The following is a 20,599-nucleotide window of genomic DNA, read 5'->3' on the forward strand; positions in this document are numbered from 1 at the left end:
AAGGTGGTACGCATCGTCCTGGGCGCGAACCTGGCAGCGGAACGTGCTGCCGACCCGGCATTGGCGCGCCTGCTGACCCAGGGGCGCGGCTCGCTGGCGTTCCTGATCGGCGACACGGCCTGCCGCCATCGGCTGCTCGGCGCGAGCATCCACTGGGACCGTGTGCTGCTGGCCTTCGAGGGCGACCAGGTACTGGGCTTTGCCGCCTTCAAGCATCATCGGCGCGGGCCGTTCGCCCTGCACTGGCGGCCGTTCATCCGTGAGTTCGGCTACCTCGGCGGTTGGCTGCGCTTCGCCGGCTTCTGCCTGAGCGAGCTGCGCGAGTGGCGCTACCCGTTCCTGCTGTATGGCCTGCGGGTAGACAAGCCCGCACGCGGCCGGGGCGTGGGCTCGGCGCTGGTCCAGGCCTGCTGCGCCCATGCCGCCGCCGAGGGCTTTGCCCGGGTCGACCTGGAAGTGCCGCTGGACAATCCGCGCGCGCGCCGCCTCTACCTGCACAATGGCTTCGCCCTGCGGCGCAAGCGCTGGGTGCCCTTCCCGCCGGTGCGCGGCATGTGGAGGGCGCTGCCATGAGCGAACGTCTGGGCAGCCCGGTCGCGGTACCCTCCCTGGTCGACGGCCCCGGCTGGATCGGCATCATGTCCCAGTGGGTGGCATGGAAGGTCCTGCACCTGCCGCAGTTCCTCGGCCCCGAGGGGCCGCCCTTCTGGCTGTGGCGGCGTGGCCGCAAGGCACCCAAGGGGCTCAAGGCCATCGCCGGGATCGGCTACAAGGCCTCCTCCGCCCATGCCCGGGTGCTGTGCCAGCGCTGGGGCCTGCCGTATATCGCGCTGGAAGACGGCTTCCTGCGTTCGTCGTCACTGGGCATCGAGGGCGACACGCCGATGTCGATGGTGGTCGATCCCATCGGTATCCATTACCTGGCCGACCGGCCATCGCTGCTGGAAAACATCCTCCAATCCCCTGAGCGTCTGGGCGAGGACGAGCTGGCCTGCGCCCGTGAGCTGATCGCGCTGATGCGCAGCAGCGGTATCGGCAAGTACAACAATGCCCAGGATCTGCCCGCCGACGACCCGCTGGGCCGCGAACGCCCGCTGGTGCTGGTGGTCGACCAGACGGCGGGCGATTATTCGATCCCCGGTGGCGGGCTGTGCGAAGCCGACTACGTGCGCATGCTCGACACCGCCCTGGCGGAAAACCCCGATGCCGATGTGCGAGTGCGCATCCACCCCGACTGCCTCGGTGGGCAAAAACCCAGTTGCCTGCTGGCGGCGGCGCAGACCCGCGGAGTCACCCTGGAGGCACGCCCGGTGTCGTGGGCATCGCTCGCCCGGCGCGCGCGGCGGGTGTACATCGGCACCAGCCAGGCCGGCCTGGAAGCGCTGATCCAGGGGGTGCCGGTCACCTGCTTCGGCCTGCCGTTCTATGCCGGCTGGGGGCTGACCGACGACCGCATGGCGATCCCCCGGCGCCAGGGCCGGCCAGACCTGGTGCAACTGGTGGCGGCGGCCTACGTGCGCTACTGCCGCTATGTCGACCCGCTCACCGGCCAGCTCACCGACGCCCTGACCGTGGCCCGCCAGTTGGCACGCAAGAAGGCCCGCGACGCGGCGTTCGCCGGCCCTACCACGGTGATCGGCGTCAAGCGCCACAAGCGGCACAACATCCGCCGCTTCTTCGCCAGCCGCTGGGGCCAGTTGCGTTTTGCCGTGGATGGGCCAGGACTGGTGCAGCGGGTGGCCGCCGAACAAGGCCGCCTGCTGGTCTGGGCGGCGCGCGAACCCGCTGGCCTGGCCCAGCGTGCCCGGCAGGCCGGGGTGCCGTTGTGGCGGGTCGAGGACGGCTTCCTGCGCTCCATCGGGCTGGGGGCGACCAACAGCCCGGCACTGTCGCTGGTGCTCGACCGCGGGGGTATCCACTACGATGCCGCCTCGGCCAGCGACCTCGAGCAACTGCTGCAGCACGAGGCGTTCGATGCCGCCAGCCTCGCCGAAGCCGCGCAGTTGCGGGCGCACATCGTCGCCAGCGGTACCAGCAAGTTCAACCTGCGCCAGGGGCCGCAGCCAATGCTGCTAGGCCGGCCGGGGCAGCGGCGCCTGCTGGTGGTCGGCCAGGTCGAGGATGACGCCTCGACGCTGTGCAGCGGTGGCGGCCCGGGCTGCAACCTGCGCCTGTTGCAGCGCGTACGCGCCGCTGCGCCCGCTGCCTGGATCCTGTACAAGCCACATCCGGATGTCGAGGCCGGCAAGCGCCTGGGCCATATCGCCCCGCAACAGCTGGCGGGGCTGGCCGACCAGGTGCTCGACGGTGTCGACATCGCCGTGCTGTACGGTCAGGTCGATGAGTTGCACACCTTGAGTTCCACGGCCGGCTTCGAGGCGCTGCTGCGCGGCCTGCCCGTGGTGACCTATGGCACACCTTTCTATGCCGGCTGGGGGTTGACCCACGACCACCAGCCAATGCCGCGCCGCACCCGGCGCCTGACCCTGGACCAGTTGGTAGCCGGCGCCTTGTTGCGCTATGCGCGCTATGCCGACGTCCAGCAAGCCCTGCCCTGCGATGCCTGGCACGCCCTCGCCTGCCTGTCGACGCCGCGCCCTGTGCGGCTGGCCGAACACGCCCGAGTGGCGCCGTTGCTCAACTACACCTGGACCATGCTCGGCTGCGGCCGGCCACTGGCCCCATCAAAGGACTAGACCATGCCTGTTTCGATCAAGGACATCGGCCGCTACGCGGCACTCCCCTGGCATTGCCTGCAACTGGCGACCCATGCCAAATCCTTCGAGAACAACCCGTTGATCGGCAGCCGTCGGCTCAACGCCCTGGGCCTGCATGTGCAGCGCCGCCAGTTGGCCATGGGCATGGCCGCGTTGCGCCGGCGGGCTTTGGCGTCGCGGCTGGATGCCCGCGAGCGCGAGCATTTCGAGCAGAACGGTTTCTTCATCCGCGAGAACGCCTTGCCGGCCGAGCAGTTCGCCGCGCTGCGCGCCGAGCTGGGCGCGCTGCGCAGTACCGGCTGGGAAATGCGCCAGGGCCGTGCGGTGACCCGCCGGGTCAGCCTCGACCAGGACGTGCTGGTGCACAATCCGGCCAGCGCGGCCTTCGTCGCCGACCGTGGCGTACGCGACCTGATCGCCTATGCCTCGTCCAACAGCGGTGGCATCACCTATCAACTGCAGTCGATCATCATCGACGCCGCCAATGCCGACCAGGACCCACAGACCCGCCTGCATGCCGACACCTTCCACCCGACGGCCAAGGCCTGGTTGTTCCTCGACGACGTGGCCGATGACCAGGGCCCGTTCAGCTATGTGCCCGGCTCCCATCGCCTGACCCCGGAGCGCCTGGCCTGGGAATACCGCCAGAGCCTGGATGCCGCCCGCTCGGGCGAGCAGATGCACCGCGAAGGCTCGTTCCGTATCGACGAGGAGCAACTGGCGGCCCTCGGCCTGCCCGCCCCGCGCCGCTTCGCCGTGCCCGCCAACACGCTGGTGGTGGCCGACACCTCCGGCTTCCATGCCCGTTGCGCCAGCCGCCAGGCGAGCCATCGGGTGGAGATCTATGCGAGCCTGCGGCGCAACCCCTTCATCCCCTGGCGCGGCGCGCACCTGTTCGCCCTGCCCTGGATCGCCAACCATCACATGCGCTGGGATATCCGTCTCAAGCGGCTGATGGGGTTCGACAAGCGCAGCCACTGGCGTTTCATCGAGCAATTGAATGCCTACGAGGCGCCGCATATCTGAACGACCAATGATGTGGCTTGCAGGCCTGTGCAGGGCCTGCTTGCACCCGCCATTTGGGGCTTATGCAATCTTGCGTGCGACGGCACGCCCGACCATACTCGCCCCCATCCAAACAAGCGTGTTAAAAACGCAAGGCGTTAAGGCGGCTACACCTTGAAGATCCATGCCCGCTCTTTACTCTATTTTGAAAAGATTCGTCAGTGCCATTCCATTCGAGAAGCCGCACGCCAACTGCATGTCGATGCCTCAGCCGTCAACCGCCAACTCATAAAACTAGAAGAAACCTTAGGGGCAGAAGTCTTCGAGCGCCTGCCGTCCGGGCTGAAGCTTACCGAAGCGGGCCGTTTATTGGCGCAGCACCTGGTCACGGTTTTTCAAGACGAGCAGCGGCTCAAAAGCGAACTCGAAGGGTTAAAAGGCATTCGCAGCGGGAACATCAGCGTCGTTTCGGTCGAGGGGCTCAATGAAGACTTCATGCCGGTTGTGATCGAGAAAATGATCTCGACCTACCCCGGTGTGAAAATAAACTGTCGATTCGATGGCTCAGCCAATATTGCCCGGCTGATCGAAGAGGGTGAGGTGGATCTGGGGCTGGCGTTTTCCATCCCGTCAGAAGCGAACCTTCAATGCTGTGCAGCGGTCAATTTGAAGCTGGGCGCAATCGTACAGCCAAGCCACCCGTTGGCTAGCCGGGTCGACATCACCTTTGCCGATTGCCTGGCATACCCGCTGATTCTGGGGACACCGGAGATCGCTATCTATTCCCTGATGCAGCCGCTGCTAGAGGGACACCAAGGCTGCGCCAATGTGCTGCTTCAGACCAGCTCGCTGGTCATGATGAAGAAGCTCGCACAACGAGGAATGGGCGTGGCGTTTCAAACCAGGCTAGGGATGAAAGCAGAGCTCCAGGAGGGCTCGCTGGTACATCTACCGTTGCGCCCACCCAGCGCAGTGGAGGCGAAGCTTGGCGTCTACATTCGCAAAGGCAGGGCTCTATCTCCGTCGCTCGCCGCCTTCGTCAACATCGTCAGCGAACTCTTGCGCGCCTACGAAACGGCGTAGCGCCGATTGACGGCCATGCGATGCAAAAAATACAGCGCAGCAGTGTTTATTTAGCACTTTTCGCATCACCCACCTCGTTTTACCATTTGCCTAGACGCAGACGACTCTATCAACGTGTCTTGATCGATAGATGTGATTGCCTGGCGCCTGATCATGACAGGCTTGTCGCCTTTTAAGTACTGAAGCATCTCTACGCCTCTTGAAACTCCAGGAATATTTTTATCGCCTGGAGCCCCTCTAACTGTGCCTTCTGTGTGGGCGCGACGGTAGCGCTCGACTTGAGTTCAACGTACCCCGGAGATAAAGAATGAATTCGAATAAAGAATATCCCCTTCGACTGATCGTCTCGGAAGTACGGCAACGCTCACCCGAAATTAAATCATTCATTCTAAAGGCTGCAGACGATTCCCTGTTGCCTGTATTTTCGGCCGGCGCACACTTGAAAGTGTGTGTCCGACTTGAAGACGGTCGCACTGATGAAAGAGCCTACTCTTTGGTCAACAGTGACAACCAATCGGGTTACTACGAAATCGCCGTAAAGCGAGAAGATGCAGGCCAGGGTGGCTCGAGGTACATGCACGGTCTTCGCGCCGGGGATCAAATACTGGCGGGCACGCCAAGGAACGACTTTGCCTTGCTCGACACGGAACACCATGCGGTTCTGATCGCAGGCGGAATCGGGATCACGCCCATTCTATCGATGGCTCGAATATTGACGCGCAACAACAGCAGCTTTGAACTGCATTACGGTGCGCGCGAGCCCGCGATGATGGCGTACCGCGCTGAAATAGAACGCCTGGGGCCACAGGCAAGCCTTTACTTTGACCAAGGGCCGGCACCACGAACAATGTCACTGGCTGCTTTGCTAGGCCCCCATGATAAATCCCGGCACGTCTACGTGTGTGGGCCCAAGCCGCTACTGGATGCCGTGATCGCCACCGCGGCGGAGCTCTCCTGGCCGTCGTCGCATGTGCATTTCGAATTGTTCGGCAGCAGCGGCCATCAGTCGGACCAGCCTGTGGAACTCGTTCTGCGCCGGAGCGGGCGAGTCCTCCATGTACCTGCGTCGCAAAGCCTGCTCGATGCAATGCTCGAAGCGGGGCTCGATCCACTGTTTGATTGTAAGCGCGGCGAATGCGGTGTGTGCGCGCAGACGGTACTGACCGGCACCCCAGATCATCGCGATTACGCGTTATCCGAAGATGAGCGTCACAACGAAAATAAAATATGCATCTGTGTGTCCCGTGCCACTAGCCCACGCTTAACACTGGATGCTTAAACCGTCAGTGTGCCCTAACGGTGAGGAGATAAGAATGAGCAGCTTCGTTAAAAACGGGTGGTATGTCGCAGCCTGGAGCCATGAAATCTGTCGCACACTACTGGCCCGGACAATTCTGAATGAGCAAATTGTATTTTACCGTCGCGAAGATGGGCAGCCCGTTGCCTTGATGGACCGCTGCCCCCATAAGCTTGCGCCTTTATCGCTCGGCGAGTTGAAGGGGGACGAACTGCAGTGTGGCTATCATGGCATGACCTTCAATTGCAAAGGTCAATGCTCGCACATTCCCGGCCAGGCCAGCATCCCCCCTAACGCCAAAGTGCGAGCGTTTCCGCTATTCGAGAAGTACAACGCCGTTTGGATCTGGATGGGCGAACCTGCGCTGGCCGACCCTGAAAAAATCATTGATATTCCGCATTATGGCGATAAAGGCTGGGGCTTGGTCGACAACCAATACCTGTACTTCAAGTCAAACTACTTGAACATTACGGACAACCTGGTGGACCCCGCCCACACCACCTACGTTCATAAAAACACTATCGGTGGGGCCGATGGCGCTGAAGTGGGAGTCAAAGTCGAGCAAGGTGATGACCATGTCTTGGCTTACCGTTGGATCAAAAATGCCGCGCCTGTCCCTTTGTTTGAAAAAATGGGTAACTTCAAGGGCTTGACCGATCGCTGGCAATATTATTACCTGCATATGCCATCGGTTTCCTATGTAGACTTTGGCGGGATAGACGCCGGTGTCGAACCCACCGAAGAAAACAAAGATCGTGGCTTGCGCTCATTCAGCTTCAACTTCTTGACCCCAGAAACAGAACGCACGACCCACTACTTCTGGCTTCACCTTCGCAATTATCATCCTCATGATACCCGCGTGGATGAAGAAGTCGCCGAACTGATGACCTTGACATTCAATGAAGACCTGGAGCTGTTGACCCACGTCCAGGCCCAGCAAGAGATAACCGGGGTGCGCGAGTATGTTCGCCTGGGCATCGATAATGCCCCCGTGCGCATCCGTAAGATGATAGAGCGCCTGCAAGTGGCTGAGCGCAGTGACGTGCCAGCCCAGATCGCAGTCCAGACCGTCGACGCGTGACGTTCGTTTATTAAAAACAAATACAAGAGAGAACAGCATGGAATTTTCTGTAGGCTGCAATGGTCGCGGTGTACAACACCTTGAGCCCGTTTCGGTGGACGAGCAGTTTCGAATGATCAAGGAGTCAGGTGTCTTCGACCACTTCGATCGCATGCCGCAGCCCGGCGAAGAATCTGAATACCTGCGTGCCTCCAACAAATACGGCATTCCTATTCGCACAGGCCTCTGGTCATATACTGCAGGTCGTGATGAAGCGCTACTGGTCAAGAACTTGAAATTGTGCAAAGAAGCCGGCGCTGAATTTCACAACATCATGCTTTACACCAAGCATGCGCAAGGTCACACCCTGACAGACAATGAAATCGTCGACTTTTACCTGCACGCCCACGAGGCCGGCGAAACAATCGGCATCACCATCGGCTTTGAAGTTCATATCTATATGTGGACCGAAGACTTCCGCCGCATTAGCCGGGTGGCCAAACAGGTGAGCGCGCGCGGAGTCCCTTTCAACTTCGTGCTCGATCATAGCCATGTACTGCTGAAAGTCGATTGTCTCGAAGAGCAGGATGTCAGCGGCATTCGCGGTGACATCGAGTCGGGCCAGCTGGTGATCGACCCGTATGAACCAGGCAATGTCATCGACGAATGGATCGGCATGAACATGACACACTGGTTGCAGATTCGTCCGGTCTCGCCGCAAGGACCAAAGAACATTTGGCAGCTCAAGGACGGTGGGACCTACGGTCGGGCGTGCCAGTATCCATTTTTCCGACCAGCACCGGGCGAGTGGCATTTGCCATGGCGAGCGTATCGGGTCGAACCCTGCAAGGATGTTGTGCGCAGAGTATTGCGTCATCATCGCGACACCCCCGACAGCCCACTGCGATACATCACGACAGACATGATCGACATGCCTGACTATGGCGGCGGCGTTAAATACTCTTTGTTTGAGCAAAACGTGGCAATTGCAGAGTGGTTCCGCGCGACATGGGAGGAAATAAAGGCTGAAAAAAATCCGACTGACTTGCGCTCGATGTGATTTACCTCATGAGGCGAGGAGAGCCGATACGCTCTGCCATCGTTTACTGAGGCCCACTTGTAAACGTTGAATACCGTCTGCAGCGACATGGCTTCGAGCCATCTGATGTTTGCTCGGGGCCAGTCGCAATACCTTGACTGGCAAAATAACGTTATCCCACGCGCCACACTCACATAAAAAGGAGCTCACGCCTTATAAGCCTGACAAGGTCGCTATACATATGTTTCTGGATGATCGGCTATTTTCATAATAATACGAGGTTCGAACTCCATGACTACGCCTGCAGCGCAACGACCTGAAGATGAAAGACTTGGCATAGGCCCCAATGTGGTTTACGGGCTGCAACATGTACTGACCATGTACGGCGGCATGGTCGCCACCCCACTCATTCTGGGTCAGATTGCCGGACTGACACCCAGCGAAATAGGCCTGCTCATTGCTGCAACCTTGTTCACCGGTGGCTTGGCTACCTTGCTGCAAACGATAGGCCTCCCGTTTTTCGGCTGTAGATTGCCCCTGGTTCAAGGCGTTTCCTTCGCCGGCGTGGCCACCATGGGCGCTATTCTGACCAGCGGATCAGGAGGTATGCCGGCAGTGCTCGGGGCCGTCATGGCAGCTTCGCTCTTTGGCCTGTTGATCACACCGATATTCTCCCAGATCATCCGCTTCTTCCCGCCGCTGGTCACCGGCATCGTCATTACCTCTATCGGCCTTTCCCTGCTTCCGGTCGCGGCCCGCTGGATCATGGGCGGCAACAGCCATGCAAGCGATTTCGGCAGCATGGCCAATATCGCCCTGGCAGCCGTCACCTTCCTCATCGTCCTCATTCTGAGCAAGCTGGGGATAGCTGCGATTTCGCGGCTGTCGATCTTGCTGGCGATGGTCATCGGCACCCTCATCGCGACCGCCGTGGGCATGGCCGACTTCACCACAGCCGTCGACGGCCCGCTCCTGGCACTACCCTCGCCGTTTTAGTTCGGTATGCCGGTTTTCGAAGTCGCCGCTGTTCTATCGATGTGCATCGTCGTCATGGTCATCCTGGTGGAAACCTCTGCCGATATTCTCGCGGTCGGTGAGATCATCAATACCCCGGTGGACACCAAGGTCCTGGGCAACGGCCTACGTGCCGATATGCTGTCGAGCCTGATCGCGCCAGTGTTCGGCTCCTTCACCCAGAGCGCCTTTGCCCAGAATGTAGGGCTCGTTGCCTTAACAGGCATCAAGAGCCGCTTCGTCGTGGCCACTGGCGGGGTATTCCTGGTGGTGCTGGGGCTACTGCCGATCATGGGACGTGTTATTGCGGCCATTCCACCGCCGGTGCTCGGTGGCGCAGGTCTTGTCCTGTTCGGCACTGTCGCTGCCAGTGGCATCCGTACCCTGTCGAAGGTCGACTACCGCAACAACTTGAACCTGCTCATTGTCTGCGCGTCCTTGGGCTTCGGCATGATTCCGATCGCCGCACCGAACTTCTATGAGCCATTCCCGGACTGGTTTGCGTCGGGGATCAGTTCGGCGGCAATCCTGGCCATCTTGATGAACCTGGCGTTCAACCATTGGCTCAAGTCCCGCACGGACGGCCAATCCGTCATCGTCGCTGCGTCCGAGCGTACCCTGCGTGTGCGGGACATTGCCGCGCTGCGTGAGGGCGATTACTTCCAGGGCGGCAAGTTGTATAGCGCCCTGGGGCGGCACTGGCGAGCCCCTCTCACCCCAGCTTTGCCATCTCCTCGGCAACGATCGCCACGGTCTGGCGGATCTGCTCCTCGGTATGCTCGCACGAGACGAAGAACCGCACCCGCGCCGCTTGCTCCGGCACTGCCGGATACAGGATCGGCTGGGCATTGATTCCCCGGTCGAACAATGCACTGGACAACCGCCCGGCCTTGAACGAGCTGCCGGTGATCACCGGGATCACCGCCAGGCCCGTGCTGGTCGCGGTGTCCAGCCCGACCTCGCGCGCCAGGCGCAGGAACAGCTCGCCCCTGGCTTGCAACGTAGCCACGCGCTCGCGGCCGCTGGCCAGCAAGCGCAACGCGGCCAGGGCCGATGCGGTGACGGCGGGCGGCATGCCGACACTGTAGAGAAACCCCGGGGCCAGGAACTTCAGGTGCTCGATCAGCGCCGTGCTGCCAGCGATGTAGCCACCGCAACTGGCCAGGGTCTTGCTGAGCGTCCCCATCCAGATGTCCACGTCATCGCCCGACAGGCCGAAATGCTCGCGGATCCCCTTGCCAGTGGCGCCCATCACGCCCAAGGAGTGGGCTTCATCGACCATCAGGAAGACCTTGTGCCTGCGCTTGAGCTCGACGAAACGCGGCAGGTCGGGGTAGTCGCCGTCCATGCTGTAGATGCCTTCGACCACCACCAGCACACGCTCGAAATGCTGACGCTGCTCGGCGAGCAGGCGCTCCAGCGCCTGCCAGTCGTTATGGGCGAAGCTCAAGCGGCGGGCACCGGACAACTGGATACCCTGCAGCACGCTGTTGTGGATCAGCTCGTCGTGCAGCACCAGGTCACGCGGGCCGAACAGGTAGCCGATGGTGGTGACGTTGGTGGCATGGCCGCTGACCATCACCACCGCATCGTCGACCTGGTACAGGTTGGCCAGTTCCCTTTCGAGCTCGCGGTGCAGCGGCCGGTCGCCAGACACCGGGCGGCTGGCCGAAACCGAGGTGCCATAGCGATCGATGGCGGCCTTGGCCGCTTCAACCACCTCGGGATGGCCGGAGTACCCCAGGTAGTTGTAACTGGCGAAATTGAGGTACTGCCGATCGCCGATACAGGTCTGCGCCCCGGCAGTGCCCTGGTGCAGGCGGAAGAACGGGTTGGCCAGGCCAAGCTGTCGCGCACTCTGCTGGATCACCCGCAACTGCTGGTAGCCAGGGTGCTGGTCGAAGCGGTAGAACGCCTCGGGCACCTTCAGGCTCGCCTGCTGCGCCTGCTCCAGGGTCGCACCGGCGGCGTCCCGGCCCTCGCTGCGACGGCGCGCCAGTGCTTGCTGGATCAGGCGTTGCTTGGTGTCGACCGCCAGGCCGGTCGGCGTCGTTGCGCTCATGAAGTCTGTTACTCGATCAATCGATTGGGCGCCGCACTGGCATCGGCCAGTCCGGCATTGAGCTCGGCCATCTGCTCGCGGGTAAGCTCGCTACCGTGGCGCGCCAGCAGGTTCTCGGCCAGGTTGGCCGGCGCAGCCTCCTCGCTGGCGTCGCCACGCAGCAGCTCCAGCAGGCGCACGCTGAGCTTGTCGATGCTGGAACTGTCGCTCAGCTCCATCACCGGCAGGCGGATACCGAAACGCTCCTCCAGGGCCACCACCAGTTCCACGCTCATCAACGAGTCCAGGCCCAGCTCCTGCAGCGGGCGCTGGGTGTCCAGGCGCGCCGCGGGCAAGCGCAGGATCTCGCAGACTTCGTACTTGAGCATCTCGGCGAAACGCTCCAGCAGTTCGGCGTCATCCAGCTCGGCGAGCATGCGCTGGATGTCCTCACCGTCGTTGTCGTCTTCCTGGTCGCCACCATGGGTACGGGCCAGTTCAACGAAACGCGGCGTGGCAGCACTGGGCAGGAAGCGCGACAGGGCCTTCCAGTCCAGCTCCAGCACGCCGATGCCATCGTCGCCCTCGAGCAGCATGCGCTCGAGCTGCGCCAAGGCGACCTCGGCACGCAACGCGGCGCCACCCATCCGGCTTTGCAGGGCATCCTTGATCTGCGTGTTGCGCGCCAGGAAGCCAACGTCGTCGATGGCCCCCCACAGCACGGCGGTGGCCGCCAGCCCCTGGCTGCGGCGATGGCGCGCCAGGGCTTCGAGCCAATGGTTGGCGGCCACGTAGTTGGCCTGCCCGGGGTTGCCGAACAGGGTGGTAGCCGAGGAGAACATCACGAAGAAGTCCAGCGCCAGCCCACGGGTCAGCTCGTGCAAGTGCTGGGCACCCTGGGCCTTGGGTTGCAGCACCCGGCGCAACTGCTCGTCATCCAGGTTGCGGATCAGGCTGTCGTCGATGACCGTCGCGGCATGCACCAGGCCGCGCAGTGGGTAGGCGCTGGCGGCGATGCGCTCGAATACCGTGCGCAGTTGCCCGGCATCGGTGATGTCGCAGGCCACGGCCTGCACGTCGAGGCCCTGGGCCTGCCACAGCGCCAGGCTCGGTTGCGCCTCGACGCTGGCCGGCCCACGACGCCCCAGCAGCACGAGGTGGCGAGCGCCCTTGTCGATCAGCCACTGGGCCGTGCGCAGGCCGAAACCGCCCAGCCCGCCGGTGACCAGGTAGGTCGCCTCGCCAGACAGGCGCAAGGCTGCGGCTGGGCGCTCGCGGGTATCGACCCGCTGCTCGATCGGGTTGCCGTAGGTCACCACGATCTTGCCGATCTGCCGGGCCTGCTGCATGTAGCGGAAGGCCTCGACGACCTGGTTGGCATCGAACTCGCGAAACGGCAACGGGTGCAGGATGCCTTGCTCGAACAGCGCCATCATGTCGGCGAACAACCGCCGGGTGAGTGCCGGGCGCTCGCTCATCAACTGGTCGGCATCGATGCCGAAGTAGCTGATGTTGTTGCGGAACGGTCGCAGGCCGATGCGCGTGTTCTGGTAGAAGTCGCGCTTGCCCAGTTCCAGGAAGCGGCCGAACGGCTTGAGCACGCGCAGGTTGCGGTTGATCGCCTCGCCCGCTAGGGAGTTGAGCACCACGTCCACGCCCCGCCCGTCGGTGTCGGCGAGGATCTGGTCGGCGTAGGCCAGCGAACGGGAGTCGTACACCTTGTCGACCCCGAGCAGGCGCAGGAAGTCGCGCTTCTCGTCGCTGCCGGCGGTGGCGTAGATCTCGGCGCCACACCAGCGGGCGACCTGGATCGCGGCGATGCCCACGCCGCCGGCGGCCCCGTGGATCAGCACCTTCTCGCCAGGCTCCAGGCGCGCCAAGTGGTGAAGGGCGTAATAGACGGTGAAGAAGGTGCTGGGGATGGTCGCTGCGGCCTCGAACGACATACCCTGCGGAATACGCGCCACGGCGTTGGCGTTGGTCACCAGGCGCGTGGCGAAGCTGCAGGGGCCGAAGCCTACAACCCGGTCGCCTGGGGCGAAGTCGCCCGGCACCTGGGCCCCCCTGCCCTGCACCACACCGGCGAACTCGAAGCCCAGGGTCGGGCCGGAGAAGCCATTCTCGATGGCCTCGTCGGACAGCAGGCCAAGGGCGAACATCACATCGCGGAAGTTCAGACCCGTGGCGCGCACGGCGATGTCCAGCTCGTCCGCCGCCGGCTGACGCGGTGGACGTACTTCCCAGCGCAGGTTGCGCAGTTGGCCAGGCAGGTCGAAGCCCAGGCACACCCACTGGCCGTCGTCGGCCTGGGCCTGTTCGCGCAGCACGCGCAGGCGGGGTACGTAACGCCGGCCCTCGGCGTCGAGCGCCAGTTCGGTCTCGGCGTCGGCGTGCAGCAGGGCCGGCACCAGGCGCTCCACGGGCGCGCCGTGCGCCAGGTCGAGCAGGCGCACGCGGCAGTTGCCCGATTCATTGGCCAGGGTACGGCCAAAGCCCCAGAGCGCGGCATCGGCGATGGACGCCAGGCTCTCGGCCTCGGCGCCCGCATGCCAGTGCATGGCCGCGCCACGGGTCAGCAGCCAGCATTGCGGGGCAACGCCGAGGGCTTCGCAGGCCTGCACCAATGCCGCAGCCTGCATGCAGCGTGCGGCCTGGCCCTCCAGGCCTGCGTCGCTGTCGAAGCCCGCCAGGTGCACCAGGTGCTCGGGAGGCTGTTCGAGGGCCCGCAACTGCGTCACCAGCGCCTGGGCATCGCCCGGCTGCAGCAGGCTGACCTGCTGGCCCTGCTCACGCAGGAGGCTGGCCAGAAGCTCGGTAGCCTCCTGCCCGGATTCGGCCAGCAATGCCCAGCGCTGCTGTGCGACCGGTGCTCGGCTGGCCAAAGGAGTGGCCGGCTTTTCGGCTAGCAGCAGGTAACTGCCGCAGGCGTTGCCCGGCAGCGCTTCGACAAGTTGCGCCGGGTCAAGGCCGTGGCGTTGCAGCTCGTGGCTCCAGAACGCCGGCGCCTGCTGACGCGACAGGGCCTGCTGCGGACCGGCCAGCCACCAATCGGCCTGGGCGCCGAAGACGAACTCGGCCCAGCGGGTGGGGTAATGGGCGAGCAAGGCCAGTTGGCCATGCGGGTTGAGTTGGTGGGCGGCCAGGCGCAGGGCCTCGCCGAGGGTGGCCAACGGCGCCAGGTCGGTCGGCACCAGCACCCAATCGAATGCGCCAGCGTCGGCCAATTGCTCGAGGGCGAGGACCTGCAGGGCCGGGCATTCGTCGCGCAGCCGCTGCTCCAGCTCCGGGGCCTGAACGCAGTAGCAATAGTCGACCCGGTCGAAGTCGATGCCTGGGTACAGCAGCTCGGCGAACGACGCCGCGCCGAAGCCAAACTCCAGCACGCGCAGGCGTTGCCCTGCGGGCAATGCGGCCAGGCGCTGGGCCAGGGTTTCGCGCACACCGCTCAGCAGGCGCTGCTGGCCAGCGGCGCCGAGGACCATGCGGGCCAGGCTGGCGGCACTGGTTTCTCGCGGTTGCAGCTGGTCGATCGCCTGGCAGCCGTCGAGCAGGGCTTTCAAGTGGCGGCCGATACGCCCCACCGAATGAATGATCTGGAAGCATTCCGGGTAGCTGTGGAACAGCTCGCGCCAGATGGCCTCGGACGCGGGGCGCGGTGCCGGGTCGGCCAGCTGCCAGCTGCCATCGGCAGCGCACGACAGGCTGCCGTCCTGCTCGCCATGGCGCAGCAAGGTCGCCAGGTAGTCGCCCGGCACGCCTTCGACCTGCGACCAATGCGCCAACTGCTCGGCGCCCAGGCTGCCGCCGCAGTGTTCGACGAGGTCCTGGACGAAGCTCGAGCAAAGGGCATCGAGCAAGGGCTCGACCTCATCGAGGTAGCGCGCCTGCAGCGGGTCGTCGGCCAGGCCCTGCAATTGCGCCAGCAACGGCGTGGCAGCCTGGGCATGGCGTTGCAGCGGTACCACCTGGCCAGGCGCGGCAATGCCGACATGGGCCAGGCGCTTGACGTCGTTGGAGCGGTCGCGCTGCAGGCGCACGCCACGGAAGCGCGCCTCCTTGATCGCCAGCACGGCCTCCCCGGCAGCGTCGAAGAGGGTGAAATCCACCAGCAGGGAATGCGCGGTGCGCTTGAGCTGGCGAACCTCGGCCAGGCACGGCACGCCCTTGCCCACGGCATAGGCGATGCGGCCAAAGCGCACCGGAATGAACGCCAGCCCCCGGTTGCTGCCGGGCTGGTCGACCAGCAGTTCGGTGATCAACTGGAAGGCGCCGTCGAGCAGCGCCGGATGCACATGCAGGCTGGCCAACTCGGCCTCGATGACCGCCGGCGCCTCGAGTTGCGCGAGGATGCGCGCCGGCTCCACCCAGGCCGCCGCCACGGCCTGGTAGGCCGGGCCGTAGTTGAGGCCGACCGCACGGGTCAGGGCCAGGTGCCGTTCGCTACTGTAGTCGGCCGGGCGCTGGGGCAAGGCCGGGGCGCGCGCGTCGAGCAGGACGCCACGGGCTTCGCCCGGCAGGCGCGCGACCACATGCTGTACCCACTCTTCACGCTGGGCCAGGGTACGCGAGGCGATGCGCAGGGTGCCATCGGCCTCCTCGAGGGTGACACGGACCTTCTTGCTGCCCTCGCTGGCGAGCAGCAGCGGGTTATGGATCTCCAGCTCCTCGATATCGACGTACTCACCCGGCTGTTGCACCAAGGCCACGGCCAGGGCCAGCTCGGTGAAGCCGGCCCCCGGGAACAGCACCGATTCACCGACCTTGTGGTCGGCCAGGGTGGGGAAACGCTGGATGTCGAGCTGGCTCTCCCAGGTCAGGGCATGGTCGGCCAGCGGATAGCCCAACAGCGGATGCAGGCTTGCGCGCTGCAGCACGCCGAACGACTCAGCGCTCACCGGCAGTTGGAAGTGGTCATGCTGCCAGGCGTAGTTGGGCAGTTGCACGGGATTGCCCGCGACCGGGAAATGCACCTGCCAGTGCGGCTCGATGCCGGCGATCAGCAACTTGGCCAGGCTACGCTGCAACAGCACCGGACTGTGGTCGTTGCGCAGCAGCGTGGCGATCACCTGCCCCGGCTGTTCGCGCTGGGCCAGGGCGTCGACCACATAGCCGCGCAGGATAGGATGCGGGCCGACTTCGACGAAGACATTCAGGCCCTGCTCCACCAGGTTGTCCATCGCGCCCTGGAACAACACCGGGAAGCGGATGTTCTGCCACCAGTACTGGCTGTCCAGGCGCAGGCCATCGAGCTGGCCGCCAGTCACCGTGGAGTAGAACGGCAGGCTGGCGCTGCGTGGGCGGATGTGCGCCAGGTCGGCGATGACCTGCTGCTCGATGACATTCATCGCTGGCGAGTGGAACGCGTAGTCCAGGCCCAGACGGCGGACGAAAACCTGCCGTTCGGCAAGGGCCTGCTCGAGCTCCGCCAGGGCCTCGACATCACCGGCGACGGTCGCGCCACGGGCGCTGTTCTCACCGGCCACGACCAGGCGCTCGGCCAACCCCAGTTCGACGAGCAGCGCTGCGGTGGCTTCGCCGCTCAGGCCGACAGCGCTCATCTGGCCGCAACCACGGGTCAGGCCTTGCAGGCGGCTGCGGTGGTAGATCACCTGGGTCGCGTCTTCCAGGGTCAGGGCACCACAGGCCCAGGCGGCGGCCACTTCGCCGACGCTATGGCCGACCACGGCTACCGGCTGCACGCCTTGTGCGGCCAACACACGGGTTACCGCGACCTGCAAGGCGAACAGTGCCGGCTGGGCAATCTCGGTGAGCGCGTAGCGGTCGTCACCATGCTCGCCGCGCAACTCGGCGCGCAGCGAATAACCTGCCAGCGGCTCGAAGATCGCATCGACGTCCGCCAGCGCCTCGGCGAACACCGGCTCGTCGAGCATCGCCCGCCCCATGCCTTGCCACTGCGAGCCGTTGCCGGAGTAGACGAAGACCGGGCCGTTGGCCTGCTCCAGACCAACACCGGCCTCGAGCACCGAGCTCAGCTCGCTGAGGCTCGGGTCCTGGGCGTAGTCGGCCAGCGCCTGGGCAGCCTTGGCCGGATCGGCCTCGACCAGCAGCAAACGATGGGGCAAGGCGTCGCGACGGAACATGGCCTGGTAGGCCACGTCGTAGTAGCAGGCATCGTCGTGGCCGGCCAGGTAGTCGGCAAAACGCTCGGCGTTGGCACGCAGCCCCTCGGCCGTCTTGGCACTGAGCAGCAATGGCAGCGGCCGCGCCTGCGGCGCAGAAGACGATGGCGCTTGCGGCTCGGCGCTCTGCAGGATGACGTGGGCATTGGCCCCGCCGAAGCCGAAGGAGTTGACACCAACGGTCAGTTGCCCCTGCGCCTTGAGCGCCAGGGGCTCGCTGACCACTTGCAGGTTGAGCCCGGCAAAGTCGATGTTCGGGTTGAGCGCCTGGATGCCGATGGTGGGCGGCACGACACGCGCATGCAGGCTGTACAGGGCCTTGACCAGGCCGGCGACACCGGAGGCCGCCTCGAGGTGGCCGAGGTTGCTCTTGACCGAGCCGATCGGCAGCGGGTTGCCATCGCCACGCGCCTGGCCGAGCGTCTCGCCAATGGCACGGGTTTCCACCGGGTCGCCAACGGCCGTTCCGGTGCCGTGGGCTTCGAAGTAGTCGAGCTGCGCCGGGTCGATGCCCGCCCGGGCATAAGCGCTCTCGAGCAACGCGGCCTGGGCTTGCGAATTCGGCAGGGTCAGACTGGACTTGCGGCCATCGGTATTGACCGCGGTCGCCGCTACCACGGCGAGGATGGGGTTGCCATCGGCCACGGCCTGGTCGTAGTCCTTGAGCAGGAACAGGCCACCGCCTTCGGCACGCGCATAACCATCGCCCCGTTCATCGAACGACTGGCAGCGGCCGCCGCGCGACAGCATGGTGGCCTTGGCGAAGATCATGAAGCCGAACGGGTGCATGTGCAGGCTGATTCCACCCGTCACGGCCTGGTCGATATCACCGTTGAGGATGGCCTGGCAGGCTTGGTGGAAAGCTACCAGGGACGACGAACAGGCCGTGTCGATGGCCATGCTCGGGCCACGCAAGTCATAGAAGAAGGACAGGCGGTTGGCGGCAATGCTCATGGTGTTGCCAGTGGCGGAGGCACCGTCGATCGATGCCAAGTCCTCGACCAGCCGATAGGCCTGCTCAACCCCCGCGATGCCCAGGTACACACCGCAATTGCTGCCCCGCAGGCTGGACGGCTTGACCCCGGCGTTCTCGAAGGTTTCCCAACACATCTCCAGGAGCATGCGCTGCTGCGGGTCCATCATCGCCGCCTCGCGCGGCGAGATATTGAAGAAGCCTGCATCGAACGCGCTGATATCCCCCAGGGTACCAGCGGCGAAGGTGTAGCTCGTGGCAGGGTGAGCCTTGTCTGGGTGCAGGAACTGTGCGTGGTCCCAACGCGAAGGATCGACCTGGGTCACCAGGTCGCGTCCATTCATCAGGTTTTGCCAGAAAGTGCTGGAGGTGGAGCCCGGAAAACGGAAAGAACAACCGACAATTGCTACCTGTTTACGCTTAATCAAAACCTATTCCTTTAAAACGCTTCCGAGCACCGCCCCATCCTGCGGACAGCCGGTATGTCTGGCCAACACATTTTCGGCAAAGCGGCTCAACGCCCCAGAGCGGTTCGACTCCGGGGAGTGCCTTGCTGTGTACAGGAAAAAAGCAAGACCAGGCCTGAACGCGTGGCGTGAGAAATTGCTGATGTATAGACGCGATAATAGCGATCTGGGGGCAAAGGGAAAAGCCCATGCAGCCCCCACTCCGGCATTGGCAAGGCGCCGATCCTGGGTAAGGATCAACCGCGGATTTCAGCCACCACCGCCGCCAGCGCCTGGGCCGGGTCGCTGGCCTGGCTGATCGGACGGCCGATCACCAGGTAGTCGGAACCGGCATCCAGTGCCTGGCGTGGCGTGAGGATCCGTCGCTGGTCATCCTGGGCACTGCCGCTGGGGCGAATGCCCGGCGTCACCAGTTGCAGCGCCGGATGCGCCGCCTTGAGCGCCGGCGCCTCCAGCGCCGAGCAGACCAGGCCGTCCATCCCGGCTTTTTCGGCCAGCGCCGCCAGGCGCAGCACCTGCTCCTGCGGCTCGATATCCAGGCCGATGCCCGCCAGGTCTTCCCGCTCCATGCTGGTCAGCACGGTCACCCCGATCAGCAACGGCTGCGGCCCGCTGCGCTTGGCCAGTTCCTCACGGCACGCCGCCATCATGCGCAGGCCGCCGGAGCAGTGCACGTTGACCATCCATACCCCCATCTCGGCCGCGGCCTTCACCGCCATCGCCGTGGTGTTGGGGATGTCGTGGAACTTGAGGTCGAGGAATACCTCGAAGCCCTTCTCGCACAGGGTCTCGACGATCCCCGAGGCGCTGCTGGTGAACAGTTCCTTGCCGACCTTTACCCGGCACAGGGCCGGGTCGAGCTGGTCAGCCAGCTTCAGAGCGGCCTCACGGGTGGGGAAATCCAGGGCGACGATCAAGGGCGTCTGGCAGGCGGACATGGGCAGGGTCTCTTGGCAAGTCGAAAACGGCGCGCATTGTAAACGATGTGGCGGGGGCTTTGGGGGCCATGGGTCATGAGAATTGGCCCAGGAGTGGTCGGCTCCTATAATTGAACCAAAGGATGCAAGAATCGCTCGAACCTCGTACGAGCGTTGCCATCCCCGGTCTACAGGAGAACATCATGCCCTGGTATGCCTGGTTGATACTGATCATAGCCCTTGGCTCGATCGTTGGCGGGTTGTTGCTGTTGCGGGATACGGCGAAGAAATTGCCGTTGACCGAAGAGCAGTTGAAGAAGATCCATGAACGCAACGCCGAGATGGATGCCAAGGAGGCGAAGGATCGTTGAGATCCTCTTCTCGATGGGCCGACCCGCGTGGGCCGGCCATTACCCTGCCTGTTACTCCGCTACCACCAGCTTGTCACGGTTACGCTCCAGGAGCGCGTTGCCGATACCCTTGATTTCCAGCAACTCGTCCACCGAGGCAAAGGGGCCGTTGGCCTCGCGGTAGGCCACGATGGCTTCGGCCTTGGCCTTGCCGATGCCGTTCAGCTCCTTTTGCAGGGTTGGGGCGTCGGCGGTGTTGAGGTTGATTCTTGCGGATTGAGCGTCTGCTGCCGAGGCGACCGTTTGGGTAGTGGTTAGCTCGGTTGTCGGGACAGGGGTGGCGTTCGGGGCGGCGCTGAGGGAAAAGGACAGGCCGGTGAACAATGGGAGGAAGAGGTAGGAAAGGATGGTGTTGCGCACTTTGGACACTCCTGTGAGTTGCAGTTTTGGGGGCAGCGTTTCCGTTGCTGCCCAGGCAAAGCTAGCGGTTCAGAAG

The 20,599-nt window shown here is 64.0% G+C and carries 12 protein-coding genes and 1 pseudogene; 9 read left to right on the plus strand and 4 right to left on the minus strand.

Annotated elements, in window-relative coordinates:
• Positions 1-3: 3 nt before the first annotated feature.
• From ACDI39_RS09970 to ACDI39_RS10005, 8 genes and pseudogenes are all read left to right on the plus strand, one after another.
• A complete protein-coding gene (locus ACDI39_RS09970; protein ID WP_253091283.1) occupies positions 4-573 on the plus strand; it encodes a GNAT family N-acetyltransferase in 570 nt (189 codons plus the stop codon).
• Positions 570-2,696, plus strand: coding sequence for a capsular polysaccharide biosynthesis protein (locus ACDI39_RS09975; RefSeq protein ID WP_225788195.1), 2,127 nt, complete (start codon positions 570-572; stop codon positions 2,694-2,696). Before ACDI39_RS09970 ends, ACDI39_RS09975 begins: the two co-directional genes overlap by 4 nt.
• Before the next feature lie 3 nt (positions 2,697-2,699).
• Positions 2,700-3,743 carry a phytanoyl-CoA dioxygenase family protein gene (locus ACDI39_RS09980; RefSeq protein ID WP_225788196.1) on the plus strand — a complete coding sequence of 348 codons (1,044 nt, stop codon included), beginning with the start codon at positions 2,700-2,702 and terminating at the stop codon, positions 3,741-3,743.
• A 153-nt stretch (positions 3,744-3,896) separates the two neighbouring features.
• The gene (locus tag ACDI39_RS09985; RefSeq protein WP_225788197.1) at positions 3,897-4,805 is read left to right on the plus strand and encodes a LysR family transcriptional regulator; all 909 of its coding nucleotides are present in this window, start codon (positions 3,897-3,899) and stop codon (positions 4,803-4,805) included.
• A gap of 307 nt (positions 4,806-5,112) precedes the next feature.
• Positions 5,113-6,084, plus strand: coding sequence for a PDR/VanB family oxidoreductase (locus ACDI39_RS09990; protein WP_253091281.1), 972 nt, complete (start codon positions 5,113-5,115; stop codon positions 6,082-6,084).
• A 34-nt stretch (positions 6,085-6,118) separates the two neighbouring features.
• Positions 6,119-7,183, plus strand: a complete 1,065-nt coding sequence (locus tag ACDI39_RS09995; RefSeq protein WP_253168341.1) for an aromatic ring-hydroxylating dioxygenase subunit alpha — start codon at positions 6,119-6,121, stop codon at positions 7,181-7,183.
• Positions 7,184-7,220: 37 nt separating this feature from the next.
• On the plus strand, positions 7,221-8,222 hold the full coding sequence (locus ACDI39_RS10000; RefSeq protein ID WP_225788200.1) for a hypothetical protein: 1,002 nt from the start codon (positions 7,221-7,223) through the stop codon (positions 8,220-8,222).
• Positions 8,223-8,492: 270 nt separating this feature from the next.
• Positions 8,493-9,908, plus strand: a pseudogene (locus ACDI39_RS10005) (nucleobase:cation symporter-2 family protein); the annotation flags it as partial.
• 19 nt (positions 9,909-9,927) lie between these two features.
• On the opposite strand, the gene ACDI39_RS10010 reads toward ACDI39_RS10005, so the two are convergent.
• From ACDI39_RS10010 to pyrF, 3 genes are all read right to left on the minus strand, one after another.
• A complete protein-coding gene (locus ACDI39_RS10010) occupies positions 9,928-11,277 on the minus strand; it encodes an aminotransferase class I/II-fold pyridoxal phosphate-dependent enzyme (protein ID WP_225788201.1) in 1,350 nt (449 codons plus the stop codon).
• Between the two features lie 8 nt (positions 11,278-11,285).
• A complete protein-coding gene (locus ACDI39_RS10015; protein ID WP_486538540.1) occupies positions 11,286-18,797 on the minus strand; it encodes an SDR family NAD(P)-dependent oxidoreductase in 7,512 nt (2,503 codons plus the stop codon).
• Between the two features lie 275 nt (positions 18,798-19,072).
• Complete coding sequence (gene pyrF, locus ACDI39_RS10020) at positions 19,073-19,774, minus strand: orotidine-5'-phosphate decarboxylase (protein ID WP_225788203.1); 702 nt, start codon at positions 19,772-19,774, stop codon at positions 19,073-19,075.
• 182 nt (positions 19,775-19,956) lie between these two features.
• Here pyrF and ACDI39_RS10025 point away from each other — a divergent pair, with 182 nt between their 5' ends.
• Positions 19,957-20,124 (plus strand): DUF2897 family protein, encoded by a 168-nt coding sequence (locus tag ACDI39_RS10025; RefSeq protein ID WP_084854939.1) that lies wholly within the window; start codon positions 19,957-19,959, stop codon positions 20,122-20,124.
• A 51-nt stretch (positions 20,125-20,175) separates the two neighbouring features.
• Here ACDI39_RS10025 and ACDI39_RS10030 read toward each other — a convergent pair whose 3' ends face one another.
• Positions 20,176-20,523 carry a ComEA family DNA-binding protein gene (locus tag ACDI39_RS10030; protein ID WP_225788204.1) on the minus strand — a complete coding sequence of 116 codons (348 nt, stop codon included), beginning with the start codon at positions 20,521-20,523 and terminating at the stop codon, positions 20,176-20,178.
• Between the last annotated feature and the right edge of the window lie 76 nt (positions 20,524-20,599).

Source organism: Pseudomonas sp. Tun-23181 (genome assembly GCF_057415455.1).

Bases quoted from the DNA above. Each gene is read 5' to 3' on its own strand.
- ACDI39_RS09975 (WP_225788195.1), top strand. From the start codon at position 570: ATGAGCGAACGTCTGGGCAGCCCGGTCGCGGTACCCTCCCTGGTCGAC.
- ACDI39_RS09980 (WP_225788196.1), top strand. From the start codon at position 2,700: ATGCCTGTTTCGATCAAGGACATCGGCCGCTACGCGGCACTCCCCTGG.
- ACDI39_RS09990 (WP_253091281.1), top strand. From the start codon at position 5,113: ATGAATTCGAATAAAGAATATCCCCTTCGACTGATCGTCTCGGAAGTA.
- ACDI39_RS09995 (WP_253168341.1), top strand. From the start codon at position 6,119: ATGAGCAGCTTCGTTAAAAACGGGTGGTATGTCGCAGCCTGGAGCCAT.
- ACDI39_RS10000 (WP_225788200.1), top strand. From the start codon at position 7,221: ATGGAATTTTCTGTAGGCTGCAATGGTCGCGGTGTACAACACCTTGAG.
- ACDI39_RS10010 (WP_225788201.1), bottom strand. From the start codon at position 11,277: ATGAGCGCAACGACGCCGACCGGCCTGGCGGTCGACACCAAGCAACGC.
- pyrF (WP_225788203.1), bottom strand. From the start codon at position 19,774: ATGTCCGCCTGCCAGACGCCCTTGATCGTCGCCCTGGATTTCCCCACC.
- ACDI39_RS10025 (WP_084854939.1), top strand. From the start codon at position 19,957: ATGCCCTGGTATGCCTGGTTGATACTGATCATAGCCCTTGGCTCGATC.